The following is a 16,336-nucleotide window of genomic DNA, read 5'->3' on the forward strand; positions in this document are numbered from 1 at the left end:
TTCGTGGGCGCGATGGTGGGCCTCGAGCGGACGGTCCTGCCCCTGCTCGCACGGGAGGAGTTCGGCGTCGCCTCCTCGGCGGCCGTGCTCTCGTTCGTGGCTTCCTTCGGCCTGGTGAAGGCGACCACGAACCTGGCGGCGGGCCACCTGGCCGACCGCTTCGGCCGCCGCCTCGTGCTCGTGCTCGGTTGGATCGCCGGGCTCCCCGTGCCTTTCCTGATCATCTGGGCGCCTTCCTGGGGCTGGATCGTGGCGGCCAACGCGCTCCTGGGCGTGAACCAGGGGCTCGCGTGGTCGATGACGGTCGTCATGAAGATCGACCTGGTGGGTCCCGAAAGGCGCGGGTTGGCGGCGGGACTCAACGAGTTTGCCGGTTACACCGCGGCTGCGGTCATGGCCTACGCCACGGGCGAGATCGCCGTCCGCGCGGGCCTCCGTCCGGAGCCGTTCTATCTGGGCATCGCGGTCGCCGCGATAGGCCTGGCGCTCAGCGTCCTGTTCGTGCGCGAGACCAGACCAGCGGGGACGCGAGAGTCCGAGGGCGAACCGCGCGCGGGGCTCGCGGACGTGTTCGGGCGGGTCACCTGGCGCGACAGCCGGCTGCAGGCGTGCTCCCAGGCCGGCCTCGTGAACAACCTGAACGACGGCGTCGCTTGGGCCCTGTTTCCGGTCTATTTCGCGTCCGTGGGCATGAGCCTGCGGGAGATCGGCATCCTCGCCGCCGTCTACCCCGGCGTATGGGGGATCGCACAGCTCGGCACCGGACCGTTGGGTGACCGCGTGGGACGGCCGGGCCTCGTCGTGAGCGGGTTGCTGCTGCAGGCGGTTGCGATCGCCGCGGTCGCCAGCGCGAGTTCCTTCAGGCCGCTCCTCGCGGCGGCCGTGGTCCTCGGCCTCGGGACCGCGCTCGTCTATCCGACCCTGTTGGCCGCCGTCTCAGACCTCTCCGAGGCATCCTGGCGCGCCTCCGCTTTGGGCGTTTACAGGTTCTGGCGGGACGCCGGGTACGCGGTGGGGGCGCTGGGCATCGGCGCGTTCGCCGCGCTGGTGGGCGACGCGGGCGCGATCCGCGCGGCGGCCGTCCTGACGGCGGCGTCGGGGCTGATCGTCTGGGCGCGCCTCGGATCCTCCCGCGCCTTAGGTTGATGGCAACGCACTCTCCACGCCGAGGCCGCCCATGCTAGATCGTCGCCGCTTCCTGTCCCGCGCGTTCGCCGTCGCCGCGCCCGCCGCCCTGTGGGCTCGACCGGCCGCCGGCATGGCCTCCCTGACCGACGCCTGGGAGCGCACGCTCGGCGACGCGAATCGCCATGTACGGGGCCGATCGCCGCTGGACGTGGCGGGCGATGAGGAATACTGGGCGGAGATCCAGCGCGCGTTCGCCATCGACCGGAGCATGGTCAACCTGAACAACGGCGGCGTGTGCCCCTCGCCGCGCGTCGTGCAGGAGGCGCTGCGACGCTACCTGGAATTCTCCAACGAGGCGCCGGCCTACACGATGTGGAAGATCCTGGAGCCGGCCATCGAGAGCGTGCGCGAACGGCTGGCGGGCAGCTTCGGGGTGGATCCGGAAGAGCTCGCGATCACGCGCAACGCCTCGGAGGCGCTGGAGATCGTCCAGTTGGGGCTGGACCTGGAGCCGGGCGATGAGGTCCTGACCACCAACCAGGACTACGGCAGGATGCTCACGACGTGGGACCAGCGCGTCAGGCGCGAGGGGATCACCGTGAGGAAGATCAGCTTTCCGGTGCCGGCCACCTCCATGGACGATCTGGTGAGGCGTTTCGAGGAGGCCATCGGGCCGCGCACGCGAGTCCTGCACTTCTGTCACATCACCAACCTGACCGGGCAGATCTTCCCGGTCGGCGACCTGGTCGCGCTGGCGCAGCGCCACGGGCTGGAGGCGATCGTGGACGGCGCGCACGCTTACGCCCACTTCCCCTTCACGCACGCGGACCTGGGCTGCGACTTCTACGGCACGAGCCTGCACAAGTGGCTGCTCGCGCCCATCGGCACCGGCTTCCTGCACGTCAAGAAGGAGCGAATTCCGGACGTCTGGCCGCTCATGGCGGCGACCGAGGAGCAGGCCGGCGACATCCGCAAGTTCGAGGAGATCGGCACGCATCCCGCCGCCAACCACAACGCGATCGCCGAGGCGCTCACCTTCCACGAGTCCATTGGCGGCGAGCGCAAGGCGGCTCGCCTGCGGTTCCTGCGCGACCGGTGGATGGAGCGCGTGGAAGGGACGGCCGGGGTGCGCCTCTACACCTCTCGGGATCCGGCGATGGGCTGCGCGATCTCGACGGTGGGGATCGACGGCGTGGAAACCCCGGCGCTGGCCGACCACGTGTGGAAACGCCACCGCATCTTCGTGACCTCGATCAAACACGACGAGTTCAACGGCATCCGCGTGACGCCGAACGTCTATACCACCTTGGAAGAGATCGACCGTTTCGCGGGGGCGCTCGAGAAGGTCGCCGAGGACGGCCTGCCGGACGCATGACTTCCTGCTGCCACGTCGACGTAGCCGACCGCCATTTCGGGTCGGAGATGGCGCAGCGGGACGCCGAGGCCTACCTGAAGAACGGCGTCGATCCATTGAGCCGCGCGCTTCTGGACCTGATCGGCGAGCAGCCCATCGAACGGGCGACCTTGCTCGACATCGGCGGGGGGGTCGGCGTGCTGGGGCGCGAGCTGCTGGGCGAGCGAGTGGACGCGGTGACGATGGTCGATGAGTCGACCGCGTACCTTGCGGTGGCCCGTGAGCAAGCCCGCGGCGATGGCACGGCGGACCGCTACCGGTTCATCGCGGGGGACGTGGTGGCGGCGCGGGATGAGGTAGGTTGCGCGGACCTGGCCACGCTGCACCGAGTCGTCTGCTGCTACCCGGACTACCGAGCGCTGTTGGACGCGACGCTCGCGACGGGAGTCCGCTGGGTCGCCCTCACCTACCCTCGCGATCGGTGGTACGTACGCGCGGGCGCCGCCTTCGAGAACCTCAGGCGCCGCTTTCGCGGCAACCCTTTTCGCACCTTCGTGCACGCCGAAGGAGGCATTACCGAGCGGCTGGAGGCGGCGGGCTTTCGGCGGGTCTCGGATGCCGGAACGCTGTTCTGGACGTGCGAGCTGTGGGCGGCCGCCGACTCCTAGTGTGCAACGGCACACTAGCAGCGTCGCGCGACGTCAGAACATCCGGCCCAACCGGGGTGGCCCGTCCCGGCACAGCAGCGCCTGGTAGGCGGCCGCGGGGTCCTCGGCGTCGAGCGCGGGATCATCCGCACCGGTCCCGCCGTCACCCGCGTCCCCCTCGCCCGCCCAAGCGAGAGCCGCTTCCAGCCCGGGATCCGCGCCCTGCAGATAGTCCTCGAAGGTCATGGGCGCGTGGACGTGAGGCGCCGTGCAGCGCCGCTCGTCGCGGGGGTCTCGCTGCTGCCACCACAGGTAGGAGGCGCGCACCGTGATGTGGCTGTTCGGCAGCACGAGCTTGCGGTTGTCTCCGTACCCGTTGGGCGCGGCCGCGGTGGGCTCACCCACGTAGACCGGGGAGGAGAGCCGCGAGAGCTCGTTCACCAGGCTCTGCGCTGCGGAGAAGGTGTAGCGGCCGATCAGCACGAACAGCCGGCCCTCTTCGTCGAAACGCGACTGGACTATCGACCGCACCAGGGGCCGGATCAGGTAGTTGTCGCCGCCGCGATTCCAGCGCAGGTCCAGAAGCAGGCGCTCCGCCCCCAGCGAGTCCGCGCGCGCGACCAACCGCTCGGAGAACTCTTCGAAGGTCTGCTCGGGGGAGTCGCCGATCCTATTGACCTGTGCGTACATGGCTCGCTCCTCGTCCAGCCACTCCGCCCAGAAATCGGCCTCGGGGTCGCGAAATAGCAGCGAAACGGGTGAGCCCTCCGGAGCATTCATGCCCAGCGCGTCTGGCCAGCCCGCGCGCGCGCCGCGCACATCCAGGAGGCTGTGTCCCTCCAGGAGGAAGGGAATCGGGCCGGGCGAGAGCCGGACCGTCCAGCGCTCGCCGTCGCTCTCCAGCTCCACGTCCACCGCCTCGGGGTTCGACACCGCCCCCAGCGCGTGCAGTACCTCCGGCATGACCAGCAGCGCGGGTCCGAAGCGCAGCACGTCCATGTCGTTGTCGCGCGCGATGAGCGGCGCGACCATGCCCAGCGCGGCGGCGGCCGGCACGTTCCCCAGGGCGCGCACGCGGGCGCCCACGAGGTCGGCGTGCTCGGGCGCGGCGGCCTCCACGAACAGGCCCCCGGGATAGGCGCCAAGCCGAACGGGCAGCGCGCGAAAGGCGATCGCGGTGTCGGCGAACAGGCGGATGCCGGAGTGTCCGTCGCCCACCGCGTTCACCGTCCGCGCGAACGCGACCACGACCGCGTGATCGCCCGTGGGGTCGAGCCTCGGAATCCACTCCGTCAGGCGATCGAAGGCCGCGTCGTATTCGGCCCTCGTGCGGGCGTGGAACGCGTTCGCGTGCTGCTCGGCGAATTCGGCGCGCAGCCAGCGCGCGTCTTCGTTCCACGTGAACGGTATGAGCTGCTGCGCGCTCACGGCGGGAGGGGACGCCGCCCAGAGCGCGAGCAGGCACGCGAGCAAGGTGGGCGCGGGATTGATCCTCATTGACAAGGCCTCGGTTGCACGGGGAACGAGATCGGCGTACACCCGTTGGATGTCCGACGTTCTCCGGACGGCCCTGCGGCGGCCAATCGCCCGGAGATCAAGCGACCCCGGCCCGCTGGATAAGAGGCTCTACCACGAGGTCGAACTGCGGCGCCGGCTGGAGGCGCTCGCCGCGGCGAACGCCCCCAACGGCTCGTGAGGCTCTAGCTCTCCCCGCCGATCTGGATGCGGTGCGCGTTGGCCGCGAGAAAGTCCGCAAACGTCTGCAGGCGCGGATTGAGCTCCCTGGCCAGCTCGATCGAGCGTGAGGCCGTGTACCGCGGCTCGAAGTCGTGCTTGAACTGGAACATGTTGCCCATGTCCTCGGCGCCCGGAAAGTCGAAGGAGCGGTACACGTCGAAGGGTATCGCCCGGTAGACGACTTCCTCCCCCAGCGCGTCGGTCAGCGCCGCCGCCATCTGCGCTCCCGTCAGGTGCTCGCCGGCGATGCCGATGGTCTTTCCGGTCAGCGACTCTCCGCGCTTGAACACGCCGTACGCGCACCGGCCGATGTCCTCGGCGGCGATGCCGGGCAGCTTCGCCTCGCCCATGGGCAGATTGAAGTAGGCGGTTCCGCCCTCTCGCTGCGGGCCCAGGCCGAAGTGGATCAGGTTGTCCCAGTAGAAGACCGTCTGCAGACACGTGGCCGGAGTCAGCTCCAGGAACACCGCGTCGGCCGCACCCTTCTCGTCGAAGTGCGGGACCTTGTAACGCTCCAGCAGGGTGGGCATGCGGTCGTCGGACAACGGGACCAACTCGCGCGTGTCATCGAGCGTTGACCAGATGACGTGCGCCACGCTGGCGTCGGCGGCCGCCTGTGCCTGCGCGCGCGCCTGGGCCGCCTCCTTCTCCGGAGAAAAATGCTCCCAGAAGTTGGTCACGCAGAAGGCTCCGTGGCTCCCCTCGAAGGCGGCGCGCAGCGACGGGGCGTCGTCCAGGTCGGCGCGCACGACTTCGGCTCCGCGGTCGGCCAGGGCCCGTGCGGCGTCGGACTCCGGATTGCGCGTCAGGGCGCGCACCTTGAAGCCGCTCCCGGGATCGTCCAGAATGGCCCGCGCGAGACTCCCTCCCTGGGCTCCGGTTGCTCCCACTACGGATATGATCTGCGACATTCGGTCAGCTCCTGTCAGGGTTTGTCTATGGCGACGGTTTCGGGACCGATTTCGATGGCGACGCGGCGGCTATCGAAGGCGAGCATCCCCTCGATCGATTTGGAGTACTCGATCGGATTCTCGTAGCTCCAGACCGCGTCCGGGAGCGCCGTGCCCCCTTCGCCGCGGTGCGCGATGGACCAGTAAGAAGCCTGCCCCTTGATCGGACAGGTCGTGCGCGTGTCGGATCCGTGCAACCGCTCCGCGTCGACGTCCTCGCTGGGGAAGTAGTAGACTGTGTCGTGTACCCCTCTCCCCACCTCCTTGAGCGCCAGCGCCCTGGTCGAGTCCGCGAGCACCTCCCCCTCCAGGAGGACGCGGATCCGCCGCGCGGGCGCGTCGATCTGGTGGTAGTGATGGGGACCGGGGCCCGTGCCCACTAGGCGGCCTCCAGGAGCACGCCGCGACGTCCCACGCGGCGACCGGTCTGGACATGATCCTCGAGGCCCTTGAGCATCCCGCCGAGCGCCTTCCGGAACTGCCCCTCCATCATGAGTTTGCCCATGAGCCAGCCGAGCACGCCGAACTTGGGCTTGAAGCGCAAGCGCATCTCCACATTGGCTCGAGCCTCCCCGGCGGGGCGCACCCGCATGGTGGCGAGGGCGAAGGTGAGGGGGAAGGGGCCTGCGTCGACGATCTGCACGTCGAGTTCCTCACCCGCTACGTACCGAACCACGCGCTCCCGCACCTGGCCACCGGAGTAGAAGCTGCAGACCCGCTCCGCGCCGTTGCCGCGCGCTACATCGTTGGTGATCGCCGACATCGCCACATCCGGGTTGAAATCGGCCACCGAACCGAAGTTGTCCAAGGCTTCCCAGGCCCGATCAGCCGTGACGCTGACGGTCCGGGAAACTACGACCTCGTGCATATCGTTATCCTCCGCCCATATTCTGAATCTCGTCGCGGGCAGCGCAGCTCTCCGCCTACACCGCCGACTCTTTCTTGACCAGACGGTAATCATACCGTAGCTTGAGCGCAAGATGAACGGAAAACAAGCGACCAGGGCGACGCGCGGGCGCCCCAGATCCTTCGACACGGACGCCGTATTGTGGCAAGTGCTGGAGGCGTTCTGGGCTCGCGGCTACGAGGCGACCACAGTGGCCGACCTGGAGGCCGCAACCGGACTCCACAAGGGAAGTCTCTACCAGGCGTTCGGCGGCAAGCACGCCCTTTTTCTGGCGGCGCTCAACGCCTATCTGGACGCTGGCCTGGACCGGCTGAGGGCCTTGCTGGGCGACGCAACGGACCCGGTGGAGGGCGTGCGTCGGTGGCTGGAGATGTCGCTCAGCATGTGCGAATCGTACTGCGCAAGGCGCGGCTGCTTCGCGGTCAACACCGTGGTGGAGGTGGCCCCGCACGACGCCGTGGTCGATGCCGTTCTCGCGCGCCATTTCGCGCACGTCGAGTCCCTCGTGGCGGACGCCATAGCGCGGGGCCAGCGGGACGGATCCATCCAGTCGGACCGTTCCCCGGCGGAGCTGGCGGGATTCCTGCACACCTTCGTGTCGGGCTTGGTGGTGACGGGAAAGCGGGAGCTCGATCTGCAGCGAGGCCGGGAGTACGTGGACCTCGCGATGCGCCTGCTACAGGCCTGAGGACTGCCTGCCGCGGTGGTCCTTGTTCACGAACAAACGGTAAATAAAGCGGTTCGCTGGAGGCGCGGCCGGAGCGCCGGGTTTCGGGTCCGCGGGCGAGAACGAGCTGCGCCCCGCCGTGGCTCGCCTGGCCCGGGTCGTGAGGCGAGGGCGCAACCCGATCCCTCGCTCGGTTGTCACATTCTCCCACAACGTCGGAGGGCCGCGAGTCCGTCCGGCGGACGCACCGCATCCGATCGGAGATGGAGATGGCAACACGAACCGTGCTGACTCTTGCCGCGCTCGCCGCGCTGGCGGCCCCTCTGGACGCGCAGGAGTATCCGCGGCCCGAGGACGTGGCCACGCCCGAGGCGGCGATTCTCGCCGCGTACGCATCGTTGGCCCGGCCGCCGGGAGAGAAATACGACTGGGAGAGGTTTCGGTCGCTCCACCTTCCGTCTGCCGTGCTCGTTCCCAATACGGAGCAGACCGGAGGGACCTCGCGCGTGCTCACCGTCCAGGGCTTCATCGACTGGATAGGCCAGCCGGACGGGGGCGACGGGGACCGGGGTTTCGCCGAGGAACAGGTCCACATCGACCTGGACACCTACGGCGACATCGCCCAGGCGATGAGCACCTACCAGAAGCATTTCTGGGAGGACGAAAGGATCCTGGGCCGCGGCATCAACTCGTTCAATCTCGTGCGCATTGACGGCCGTTGGTGGATCGCCTCCATCGCGTGGGACGAAGAGAACGGCGCGGGCTCGATCCCCCACGAGTACCTGCCGTAGGGACGTAAGGGGGCCGACGGAGGGCACGCCTAGCGCACCCTCCGCCGGGTCGGCGTCGCCGCGGAGGGGGCCCCTCGGAAACGCCGACGTCCGCTCGTCGGGCGGCCTACGGCAACCCGGCCACCACGTGCACGTGACCTGGAGTGCTGGGTGAAATGCCGCCTGAAATCAGGTAGTCGTAGATCCCGTCGCCCGTCACATCGCCCAGTCCGATGGCGTCGAAACCCAGGTTCTCGCCTGCAACGGTGCTCGTGAAGGTGCGCACCACCGATCCGTCCGCCCCGGAGTAGACGTAGCCCTTGCCGGCGTTGGGGGCGCCTTCGTCGTTGAGCCAGCCGACGAGGAACAGGTCGCCCTTGCCGTCGCCCGTCACGTCGGCGATGCCCCGGCCGATGCCGAATTGGTCCCCTGCGGCCTCGCCCACAAGGCGCAGCAGCTTGGAGCCGTCGGCGCCCGAGATCACGTACGCCTTGCCGGCCAGCGAACCGCCCTGGTTATCGCTAATGTCGACGGCGAAGATCTCGGGCAGGCCGTCGTCGTTGATGTCGGGTACGGGGTTCAGCCAGAACTGGCCCAGGGACCCGCCGCTTCCGTCGGCGGCGACCGAGAAGAACACGGTGTCCCCGGTGGCTCCGTTGAGCACGTATATGCGCCCATTGCCGGGAGCGTTCTGCGCACCCACGCCGAAGTCCGGCACGCCATCGGCGGTGAGATCGCCCACGCCGCCCACCGAGGTACCGAAGCCCGAGTTCGAGGCGGCGGAGTTCTTGGTCACGAGGACGCTGCCGTCGATTCCGGAGACGACGTAGACGCGTCCCGAGTTGGCCAGGCCGCCGTCGTGGCCCGTGGCGGTGATCAGCACGTCGTCGTGCCCGTCGCCGTTGACGTCGCCCAGCCGGCCCACGGCGGTGCCGAAGCCGTCGCCGGCGTTCTCTCCGTCGATGCTGTACAGCACCGATCCGTCCGCGCCCGAGAAGATCACCGCCCTGCCGTTGGCCGAGAACGGGGCGCCGACCACGATGTCCGGCACGCCGTCGTTGTTCACGTCGCCGGCTCCGTCCACCATGTGCCCGAACTGCGCTCCAGGCTGTGTGCCCGTGAAGGTGTAGATCAGCTGGCCGGTGGCCGCGCTGTACACGTAGGCCCGCCCTGCGTTGTTGCCACCCGCGTCGTTGGTCGGCGAACTGATGACGAACTCGTTCGCGCCGTCGTTGTCGAGGTCCCCGACCACGTCCATGACCCACCCGAACTGGTCTCCGGCCGCCTCGCCGGTGATGGTGAGAGCCGACGCGAAGCCCACGATCAACCGTCCGCGGGCCGCCGCCGCGGAACCGTCGTTGTTGCTCGACGTGGGGTCGTTGGTCGAAGCGGTCGCCGCTCCCGTGGCGTCCACCGGCCCGACGGGGGGCGTCGGTGCCGTCACGGTGCGCGTGATCGAGGCGCCCGCCCCGATCGTCGCCACGGCCGGCCAGGATACCGTACTCCCGTTCTGAGCGCCCCCGTCCGAGGGGGTGATCCCGCCGGGCGCGGCGTTGAAGGCCAGAGTCACGTCGACATCGGCCGCGGCGGACGGCCCGTCGTTGGCGACGGTCACCGTCCAGGTGGCGTCATCACCAGGCAGCAGCGCGCCCGGTCCCGCGACCGACACCCGCACGTCGGCTTGTACGACGACGGTGAACGTCGCCGAGGCGGCCGCGCCGCCGCCGTTATTCGAAGGATCTGGATCCGGCGTGGAGGCGGTCGCGCTGGCCGTGACCGTGCGCGCTCCGGCGGCATCGGCCGTCAGAGTCAGGGTGCGGGAGGCGGTCTGCCCGTCCCCGATCGTCCCGATCGACCAGGACACCTGACTCCCACTCGCGCTGCCGCCGTCGGAGGCGCTGACGAACGACGCCCCGGCGGGCAACGTCGCCACCAGCGCGACATCGCTGGCGGCCGTCGGACCCGCGTTTCCAACCTGGATGGAGACGTTGATCGTGGCGCCCACCGCCACCGTGGACGGGGCGGAGGCGGTCACGGAGAGGTCGGCTTCCGGGTCCGGCATGGGGGTAGGTCCGGGCCCGGCATCTCCGCCGCAGCCTGAGGGCGCGGCCAGCGCCAACGCCAGGGACAGTACTCGCGCTCCCGACCCCACTTCGCGTGTGCGGCCCATGTTGCCTCCGGCCAGAGGTGTTCGTACGTGCGCCACAGTGAAACGAACGGAGGCCGCCGCCCCGATGACGCGACGGCCTGAGCCGTGCAGAGGTGGTGCAGGCCGCGACAGAGGGGTGCGAGCCGCGTCGGACGGGCCGAGGGCCAGGCGGCGGCTGCCGGGCCGGGTGAGCTCCCTGCGCGCCGGCCCTCAGGACGTGGTGCGCAGGATGTTGTCGCGGAAGTTTCGGCTCACCCGGACCTGGGCGCCGGTCGCAAGGATCGCCACGAAGTCACCGCCGTACCACGGCTGGACCTCGCGCACGCGCTCCAGATTGACTACCGCAGAGCGGTGCACGCGCGCGAAGCGAGCCGGATCGAGCCGCTCCGCGATGGCGGCAAGGCTGGAGCGCACGCGGTGCGAGACCTCCCCGACGTGCACGATGACGTGCTTGCCGTCCGCTTCCAGCCAGTCGACGTCATCGGCGTGCACGAAAGCCATGCCGTGCTCGGTCCGGACCATGATGCGCCGCGCGAAGGAAGACCCGCCGCGTGCGGCCAGGGCGGCGCGCAGGGCGCTCGCCACGTCCGCCGGAGATTGGGAGGCCAGCTTGAGGCGCAGCCGCTCGACCGCCTGAACCAGGCGTTCCTCGTCGATGGGCTTGAGCAGGTAATCCACCGCCGCGAGCTCGAAGGCACGCACCGCGCCCTCGTCGTGAGCGGTGATGAACACCACCGGAGGCATGCGGTCCGGGCCGACCATCTCGATCACGTCGAAGCCGTCGATCTCCGGCATGGCGATGTCGAGAAAGGCCGCGTCGGGGCGCTGCGCCTCGATCGCCGCGACGGCCTCGGCGCCGCCGCCGCATTCCGCGACGACGTCCACGTCGCCGATGGCCTCGAGCACCGAGCGGATATACGCGCGGGCGTGGGGCTCGTCGTCGACGATGAGCACTCGCATGCGACCCGACGCCTCCTCAGGACGCGACCGCATCGAGGTCTCCCTCCCGTCGGTCCAGCGGTAATTCGACTCGGGCCACCGCGCCGGAGGTCTCGCCGCGCGCCAACTCCACGCGGGCTTCCGTTCCGTACAGGTGGCGTAGCCGAGCCCGCGTATTGGCCAAGCCGATCCCGTTCGACGATGCCGGGTCGTCGGGCGGCCCGGGCCCGTCGTCCTCCACGGTCAGTTGCAGGCGCCCGCCCACGGCGCGGGCGGTTATGCGTACCGTCACCGGGTCTACCTGCATCGCCACTCCGTGGCGCACCGCGTTCTCCACCAGCGGCTGCAGCAGCAGCGTAGGCACGAGGGACCCCTCCAGCCCCTGCTCCACGTCCCGGCGCACCCGCAGCCGATCCTCGAAGCGAACCGTCTCGATGGCGAGGTAACGGTCCAACAGCGCGAGCTCGTCGGCCAGCGTCACCTTGGGTTCATCGTCCCGGCGGAGGGAGGCCGCCAGCAGCTCATCCAGGGCTCCGATCATGTCGGCCGCGCGCTCCGGCGCCCCCTCGCGCACGAGACCGGCCGCCGACTGCAGGGCGTTGTAGAGAAAGTGCGGATGAAGGTCGCGGCGCAGCGCTTCGGTGCGGGCCTGCGCCAGCAACGACTCCAGCCGGGCCACGCGCAGGCGCGCGGCCCTCGCGGCCCCTCGGCGCTCGCGCCAGTCGCGGTAGTACCGCCCCGCGTAGTAGGCGCCCGCGGCGCCCAGGTAGACCCCGTAGCTGGCCAGGCCGAAGGCGGTGAGGTGGGTGAGGAGGAGCTGGCTGAAGCCCACCTGAACCCCCGGCGCGGCGCGAAACCAGGTCACCGCCAGGGAGGCCTGCGCGAGCACGAAGAGGACGCCGATGGCCAGGTGCGCGGGAACGGCGCGCCGCCAGCCCAGCCGCTCGGGGCGGAGCCCGCGGCCGACGAGGATGATCGCCGGGGTGAGGAGGAGCCAGCAGAACCACCAGCCGAGCGGGTCGCGGAACGCCGCCAACGTCACGGGCGCGCCGGTCGATCTCAGAAACACCGCGTCCTTGGCCAGGTCCACCGGTATGTAGATCGACCAGAACAGCAGCACCGGAAGGCCGGCCAGGAGCGCCGCGCGCGCGCCCGCCCGCTCGCTGCGGCCAGGGCCGGTCGCCGCCGCCGCCGGCGCGGAGGGTGGACCGGCCGTGAGGGCTCGGCTCAGCCTTCCGTCGACCGGGTGGCGTTCCTGTGCCCCGTGCTGACCAGCGCCGTCTGGCACCGACCCGAGACTCCGCCGGAGTTCCTCACCCAGCGCGGCGATGCGCCCCTCTGCCGCGACGCCGCGGCCGGCGAGAGCGTCGGCGCGGATGGCCAACAGGCTCGCCTGAACCCGATCGGGGTCGAGGCGACGTCGCAGGGCGTCGAACCGACCCCTGGCTGCTTCCGCCTCGAGCTCCGCCGCGCGCTGCTCCGCTTCCTGCGCGGCGTGCGCCTCGCGCCGCCAATCTTTGTGGAAGGCGAGAAAATACACCGCCCCCACGCCGGCGAGATACGTGCCGAACCAGCGCACGAAGTGGGCGTTCAGGTGCGCCACGTACTGTGGTCCGAAGGCCAGCCTGCCGATCCCGATGGCCTCGAGCGCCGCGGTCGCGGCCAGTCCTTGCAGGAAAGCGAACGCGAGACCCGCGCCCAGCTGCAGCGCCAGCGTGCGCCCCCAGCCGTGCTTGTCCGGCCGCGCCCAGCGCGCGAACGCCGCCGCGGGGACGGAGAGCGCGGCCCAGGGGAGCCACTCGACCCCCTCTCCAACGTAGAAGAGCAAGGGGCGCGTGTTCCCCGCCGCCGACGTCAGGATGCCCCGGGTGGCGACATCCAACACGCCCAGGCCCAGCCACAGGATGGCGAGCGTGGCCGCGGCCGCCCGCACGTCGATCGCGTGGGCCGGCCTCTGGTCCGTCTCGTAAACCGCCGCTGCGGGCGCGTCCGTGGTCAAGCCACCTCCTCGTCGGCGCATGGGGTCCGGACAAGATTCCGGGAGAGCGGCCGTTCGATCAACCGCGCTCCGGTCTCAGACTACGACAGCCACCACAACCTTGCCCGGTCAACCAATCAACTGTATAGCTGTATCTTGGAGCGAAAACCTCAACATCGGCCGGAGACCGGAACGATGATCCTCAGGCAATACCACGACCCCAAGCTTGCCCAGTACGCCTATCTGATCGGCTGCCAGGCCACCGGCGAGGCCCTGCTGATCGATCCCGAGCGGGACATCGACCAGTACGTACGCGCCGCGACGGCCGAGGGCGTGCGCATTACCGCCGTCGCCGAGACGCACATTCACGCCGACTTCCTGTCGGGCGCGCGCGAGTTCGCGGAGCAGCACGACGTGCGTCTCTATTTGTCGGACGAAGGCGGTGAGGACTGGCGCTCCAACTGGGCGCGCGGCGCGCGCGCGGACGGAACGCCGTACAAGGTCACCTTCCTGAGGCACGAAGACACCTTCCGCGTCGGCAACATCGAGATCCGCGCGCTGCATACGCCCGGGCACACGCCGGAGCACATGAGTTTCGTGGTGGTCGATCACGGCGGCGGCGCCTCGACCCCGATCGGTGTCGCGACCGGGGACTTCGTGTTCGTGGGAAGCCTGGGGCGCCCGGATCTGCTGGAGCAGGCCGCCGGCATCGAGGGCGTACAGGAAGACGCGGCGCGAGAGTTGTTCGGCTCGCTCCCGCTGTTCAACGAGTTGGCCGACCACCTGCAGGTATGGCCCGGACACGGCGCGGGCTCGGCGTGCGGCAAGGGGCTCGGCGCGGTCCCCATGAGCACCGTCGGCTACGAAAAGCTCTACAACGCCGCGCTCGCCGACGCCGGCGCAGGCAAGGACCATTTCGTCGCGGCCATCCTCGCCGGTCAGCCCGAGCCGCAACTGTACTTCGCTCGGATGAAGCGGGACAACCGCGACGGCGTGCCGATCCTCGGGCCCCTTCCCAGACCTAGAGGGCTGAGCGCGGACGAGCTCGGGGCCGCCTTGCGGGAGGGAGGGGCGCTGGTGGTGGACACCCGCTCGGACCGTGCGGCGTTCATGGACCGGCACGTTCCCGGGTCTCTGTACGCGCCGCTGAACACGGCGTTCAATACCGTCATCGGCTCCCTGGTCGTGGATGAGAGAGCGCCGCTGCTGCTCGTCGTGGACGAATCCCGCGTGGAGGAGGCAGTGCGCGACCTGGTGCGCATCGGCTACGACAACGTGCCGGCGTTCGCTACGCCGGAGACGCTCGGGGCGTACTTCGACGGTGGGGGCGAGAGCGCGAGCATCCCGACCATCACCTTCGAAGAAGTAGCGGTCCTGCGTGACGCCCCGGGCACCGCCGTGCTCGACGTGCGCTTCGCGTCCGAGTTCGAGGAGGGCCACGTCCCCGGAGCGGTCAACGCGTCGTACACCCGCCTGCCGGCGTACCTGGATGAGCGCGTCCCGACAGATGGCACCCTGCTGGTGTATTGCCAGAGCGGAGCTCGGTCCGCGGCTGCCTCGTCCTACCTGGCGCTGCTGGGGCGGGACGTTCGCTACGTGGGCGGGGATTGGTCGGACTGGGCCGGCTCGGGACGCGAGGTGGAGCGCGGCGCTCCGGCGCTCGTCGCGGAGAGCGCCTGACGTGCTGGCCGCGCTACGAGAGCCGTGGCCCTGGTGGGTGGCCGGCCCCCTCATCGGGCTCGTCGTACCCGCCCTCCTGCTGGTCGGCAACAAGATGTTCGGCGTGTCGGCCAATCTCAGAACGCTGTGCGCCATCGCGGCTCCGGGCAGGATCGCGTTCTTTCGCTATGACTGGCGCAGGATCGGCGGCTGGAACCTGGCGTTCGCCGCCGGCATCCTGGCGGGTGGAGTGGTCGCGGCGGTCCTGCTGGCCGGGCCGGACGAGGTCGCGATCTCGGCCGCGACCCGGGCCGACCTGCTCGCGCTGGGGGTGAGGGACTTCGGGGGGCTGCTGCCCGACGACCTCATCTCGGTGGCCGCGCTCGCAACCCCGCGCGGATTCATCACCGTGGTGGGCGGCGGCTTCCTCGTCGGCTTCGGTTCCGCGTATGCGGGGGGCTGTACGTCGGGACACGCGATCATGGGGCTCGCCGATCGGCAGCTGCCGTCGCTGATAGCGGTACTGGGGTTCTTCGCCGGTGGGCTCGCGACGACCTTCCTGGTGCTCCCCCTTGTGATCGGCCTCGGGCAGTGAGCGCCTCGCCCGTGAGCGGGGTCGTGCGGCCGTCTGGCGCGCCGATCACTCGCGCCTCGGCACCTACGACGCTCGCGCAGTTCGGGGTCTATCTCCTGCTGGGCGTCTACTTCGGCGTCGCACTGACGAAGTCGGAGGTGGTTTCCTGGTTTCGAATTCAGGAGATGTTCCGATTCCAGGGATTCCACATGTACGGCGTCATCGGCACCGCGCTCCTGGTCGCGGGGATCTCGGTAACGCTGGTCAAGAGATTCGCGCCGACATCGGCGACCGGCGAGCCCATCATTGTGCCTCCGAAGTCGCTGGGACGCGGCGTTCGCTACGCGGCCGGGGGTATCACCTTCGGCGTCGGATGGGCGTTGGTGGGCGCGTGCCCGGGGCCGATGTTCGCGCTCGTCGGCACGGGGGCCGGCGGGATCGTCGTCGCCCTCCTGGCCGCGGTCCTCGGCGCATGGACCTACGGGGCCCTGCGGCCCCGCCTGCCGCACTGATAGGCGAAAGGTGATCGTGAAATCCGCCGCTCCCATGACGTCCGAGGTGATGTCCCTCGTCGCCGACCGCTTCAAGGCTCTGGCCGAGCCCGCGCGCCTGGCGATCCTGTCCTCGCTTCTGGAGGGGGAACGCACCGTCGGTGAGCTCGTGGACGCCACTGGGCTGGGCCAAGCCAACGTGTCGAAGCACCTGCAGGTCCTGCACGGCGCCGGCTTCGTGGGGCGACGCAGGGACGGTTCCTTCGTGCGCTACTGGCTCGTGGACGAGGACGTGCTGCGGCTGTGCGACCTCATGTGTGGCCGCCTGCAACGTGAGCAGGAGTCGCTCGCCGAGTTGCTGGAAGGAGCTTGACACCGGGCGGGAG

At 69.9% G+C, this 16,336-nt stretch carries 16 protein-coding genes; 9 read left to right on the forward strand and 7 right to left on the reverse strand.

Annotated features, from left to right (window positions below; genetic code table 11):
• The 3 genes from ABFS34_08100 to ABFS34_08110 form a co-directional block, all read left to right on the forward strand.
• On the forward strand, positions 1-1,146 hold a 1,146-nt coding region (locus ABFS34_08100; GenBank protein MEN8375395.1), incomplete at its 5' end, for an MFS transporter.
• 31 nt (positions 1,147-1,177) lie between these two features.
• On the forward strand, positions 1,178-2,503 hold the full coding sequence (locus ABFS34_08105; GenBank protein MEN8375396.1) for an aminotransferase class V-fold PLP-dependent enzyme: 1,326 nt from the start codon (positions 1,178-1,180) through the stop codon (positions 2,501-2,503).
• A complete protein-coding gene (locus ABFS34_08110) occupies positions 2,500-3,150 on the forward strand; it encodes a methyltransferase (protein MEN8375397.1) in 651 nt (216 codons plus the stop codon). Before ABFS34_08105 ends, ABFS34_08110 begins: the two co-directional genes overlap by 4 nt.
• Before the next feature lie 33 nt (positions 3,151-3,183).
• On the opposite strand, the gene ABFS34_08115 is transcribed toward ABFS34_08110, so the two are convergent.
• From ABFS34_08115 to ABFS34_08130, 4 genes are all read right to left on the reverse strand, one after another.
• A complete protein-coding gene (locus ABFS34_08115; GenBank protein ID MEN8375398.1) occupies positions 3,184-4,626 on the reverse strand; it encodes a hypothetical protein in 1,443 nt (480 codons plus the stop codon).
• A gap of 203 nt (positions 4,627-4,829) precedes the next feature.
• Positions 4,830-5,777, reverse strand: coding sequence for an NmrA/HSCARG family protein (locus ABFS34_08120; protein MEN8375399.1), 948 nt, complete (start codon positions 5,775-5,777; stop codon positions 4,830-4,832).
• Positions 5,778-5,791: 14 nt separating this feature from the next.
• On the reverse strand, positions 5,792-6,196 hold the full coding sequence (locus ABFS34_08125; GenBank protein MEN8375400.1) for a DUF427 domain-containing protein: 405 nt from the start codon (positions 6,194-6,196) through the stop codon (positions 5,792-5,794).
• A complete protein-coding gene (locus ABFS34_08130; GenBank protein MEN8375401.1) occupies positions 6,196-6,684 on the reverse strand; it encodes an SRPBCC family protein in 489 nt (162 codons plus the stop codon). Before ABFS34_08130 ends, ABFS34_08125 begins: the two co-directional genes overlap by 1 nt.
• A gap of 112 nt (positions 6,685-6,796) precedes the next feature.
• Here ABFS34_08130 and ABFS34_08135 point away from each other — a divergent pair, with 112 nt between their 5' ends.
• On the forward strand, positions 6,797-7,411 hold the full coding sequence (locus ABFS34_08135; protein ID MEN8375402.1) for a TetR/AcrR family transcriptional regulator: 615 nt from the start codon (positions 6,797-6,799) through the stop codon (positions 7,409-7,411).
• A gap of 248 nt (positions 7,412-7,659) precedes the next feature.
• Entirely contained in the window at positions 7,660-8,181 is a 522-nt protein-coding gene (locus ABFS34_08140) for a hypothetical protein (protein ID MEN8375403.1), read from the forward strand.
• A gap of 106 nt (positions 8,182-8,287) precedes the next feature.
• Here ABFS34_08140 and ABFS34_08145 read toward each other — a convergent pair whose 3' ends face one another.
• The 3 genes from ABFS34_08145 to ABFS34_08155 form a co-directional block, all read right to left on the reverse strand.
• Positions 8,288-10,330, reverse strand: coding sequence for an FG-GAP-like repeat-containing protein (locus tag ABFS34_08145; protein MEN8375404.1), 2,043 nt, complete (start codon positions 10,328-10,330; stop codon positions 8,288-8,290).
• Positions 10,331-10,519: 189 nt separating this feature from the next.
• Complete coding sequence (locus ABFS34_08150; GenBank protein MEN8375405.1) at positions 10,520-11,302, reverse strand: response regulator; 783 nt, start codon at positions 11,300-11,302, stop codon at positions 10,520-10,522.
• Complete coding sequence (locus tag ABFS34_08155; GenBank protein MEN8375406.1) at positions 11,286-13,247, reverse strand: histidine kinase; 1,962 nt, start codon at positions 13,245-13,247, stop codon at positions 11,286-11,288. The genes ABFS34_08150 and ABFS34_08155 overlap by 17 nt, the downstream gene beginning before the upstream one ends.
• Positions 13,248-13,421: 174 nt before the next feature.
• On the opposite strand from ABFS34_08155, the gene ABFS34_08160 reads away from it, so the two are divergent.
• From ABFS34_08160 to ABFS34_08175, 4 genes are read left to right on the forward strand one after another with little or no spacing between them, the layout of a single operon-like run.
• Positions 13,422-14,906 (forward strand): rhodanese-like domain-containing protein, encoded by a 1,485-nt coding sequence (locus ABFS34_08160; GenBank protein MEN8375407.1) that lies wholly within the window; start codon positions 13,422-13,424, stop codon positions 14,904-14,906.
• 1 nt (position 14,907) lies between these two features.
• Complete coding sequence (locus ABFS34_08165) at positions 14,908-15,480, forward strand: YeeE/YedE thiosulfate transporter family protein (GenBank protein ID MEN8375408.1); 573 nt, start codon at positions 14,908-14,910, stop codon at positions 15,478-15,480.
• Positions 15,477-15,971 carry a DUF6691 family protein gene (locus ABFS34_08170; GenBank protein MEN8375409.1) on the forward strand — a complete coding sequence of 165 codons (495 nt, stop codon included), beginning with the start codon at positions 15,477-15,479 and terminating at the stop codon, positions 15,969-15,971. The genes ABFS34_08165 and ABFS34_08170 overlap by 4 nt, the downstream gene beginning before the upstream one ends.
• Before the next feature lie 10 nt (positions 15,972-15,981).
• Positions 15,982-16,323, forward strand: coding sequence for a metalloregulator ArsR/SmtB family transcription factor (locus ABFS34_08175; GenBank protein MEN8375410.1), 342 nt, complete (start codon positions 15,982-15,984; stop codon positions 16,321-16,323).
• Positions 16,324-16,336 lie beyond the last annotated feature (13 nt).

The organism is Gemmatimonadota bacterium, from assembly GCA_039715185.1.
Classification (GTDB): domain Bacteria; phylum Gemmatimonadota; class Gemmatimonadetes; order Longimicrobiales; family RSA9; genus DATHRK01.

Coding starts and splice junctions, on each gene's coding strand:
- ABFS34_08105 (MEN8375396.1), top strand. CDS start 1,178: ATGCTAGATCGTCGCCGCTTCCTGTCCCGCGCGTTCGCCGTCGCCGCG.
- ABFS34_08110 (MEN8375397.1), top strand. CDS start 2,500: ATGACTTCCTGCTGCCACGTCGACGTAGCCGACCGCCATTTCGGGTCG.
- ABFS34_08115 (MEN8375398.1), bottom strand. CDS start 4,626: ATGAGGATCAATCCCGCGCCCACCTTGCTCGCGTGCCTGCTCGCGCTC.
- ABFS34_08120 (MEN8375399.1), bottom strand. CDS start 5,777: ATGTCGCAGATCATATCCGTAGTGGGAGCAACCGGAGCCCAGGGAGGG.
- ABFS34_08130 (MEN8375401.1), bottom strand. CDS start 6,684: ATGCACGAGGTCGTAGTTTCCCGGACCGTCAGCGTCACGGCTGATCGG.
- ABFS34_08135 (MEN8375402.1), top strand. CDS start 6,797: ATGAACGGAAAACAAGCGACCAGGGCGACGCGCGGGCGCCCCAGATCC.
- ABFS34_08140 (MEN8375403.1), top strand. CDS start 7,660: ATGGCAACACGAACCGTGCTGACTCTTGCCGCGCTCGCCGCGCTGGCG.
- ABFS34_08145 (MEN8375404.1), bottom strand. CDS start 10,330: ATGGGCCGCACACGCGAAGTGGGGTCGGGAGCGCGAGTACTGTCCCTG.
- ABFS34_08150 (MEN8375405.1), bottom strand. CDS start 11,302: ATGCGGTCGCGTCCTGAGGAGGCGTCGGGTCGCATGCGAGTGCTCATC.
- ABFS34_08160 (MEN8375407.1), top strand. CDS start 13,422: ATGATCCTCAGGCAATACCACGACCCCAAGCTTGCCCAGTACGCCTAT.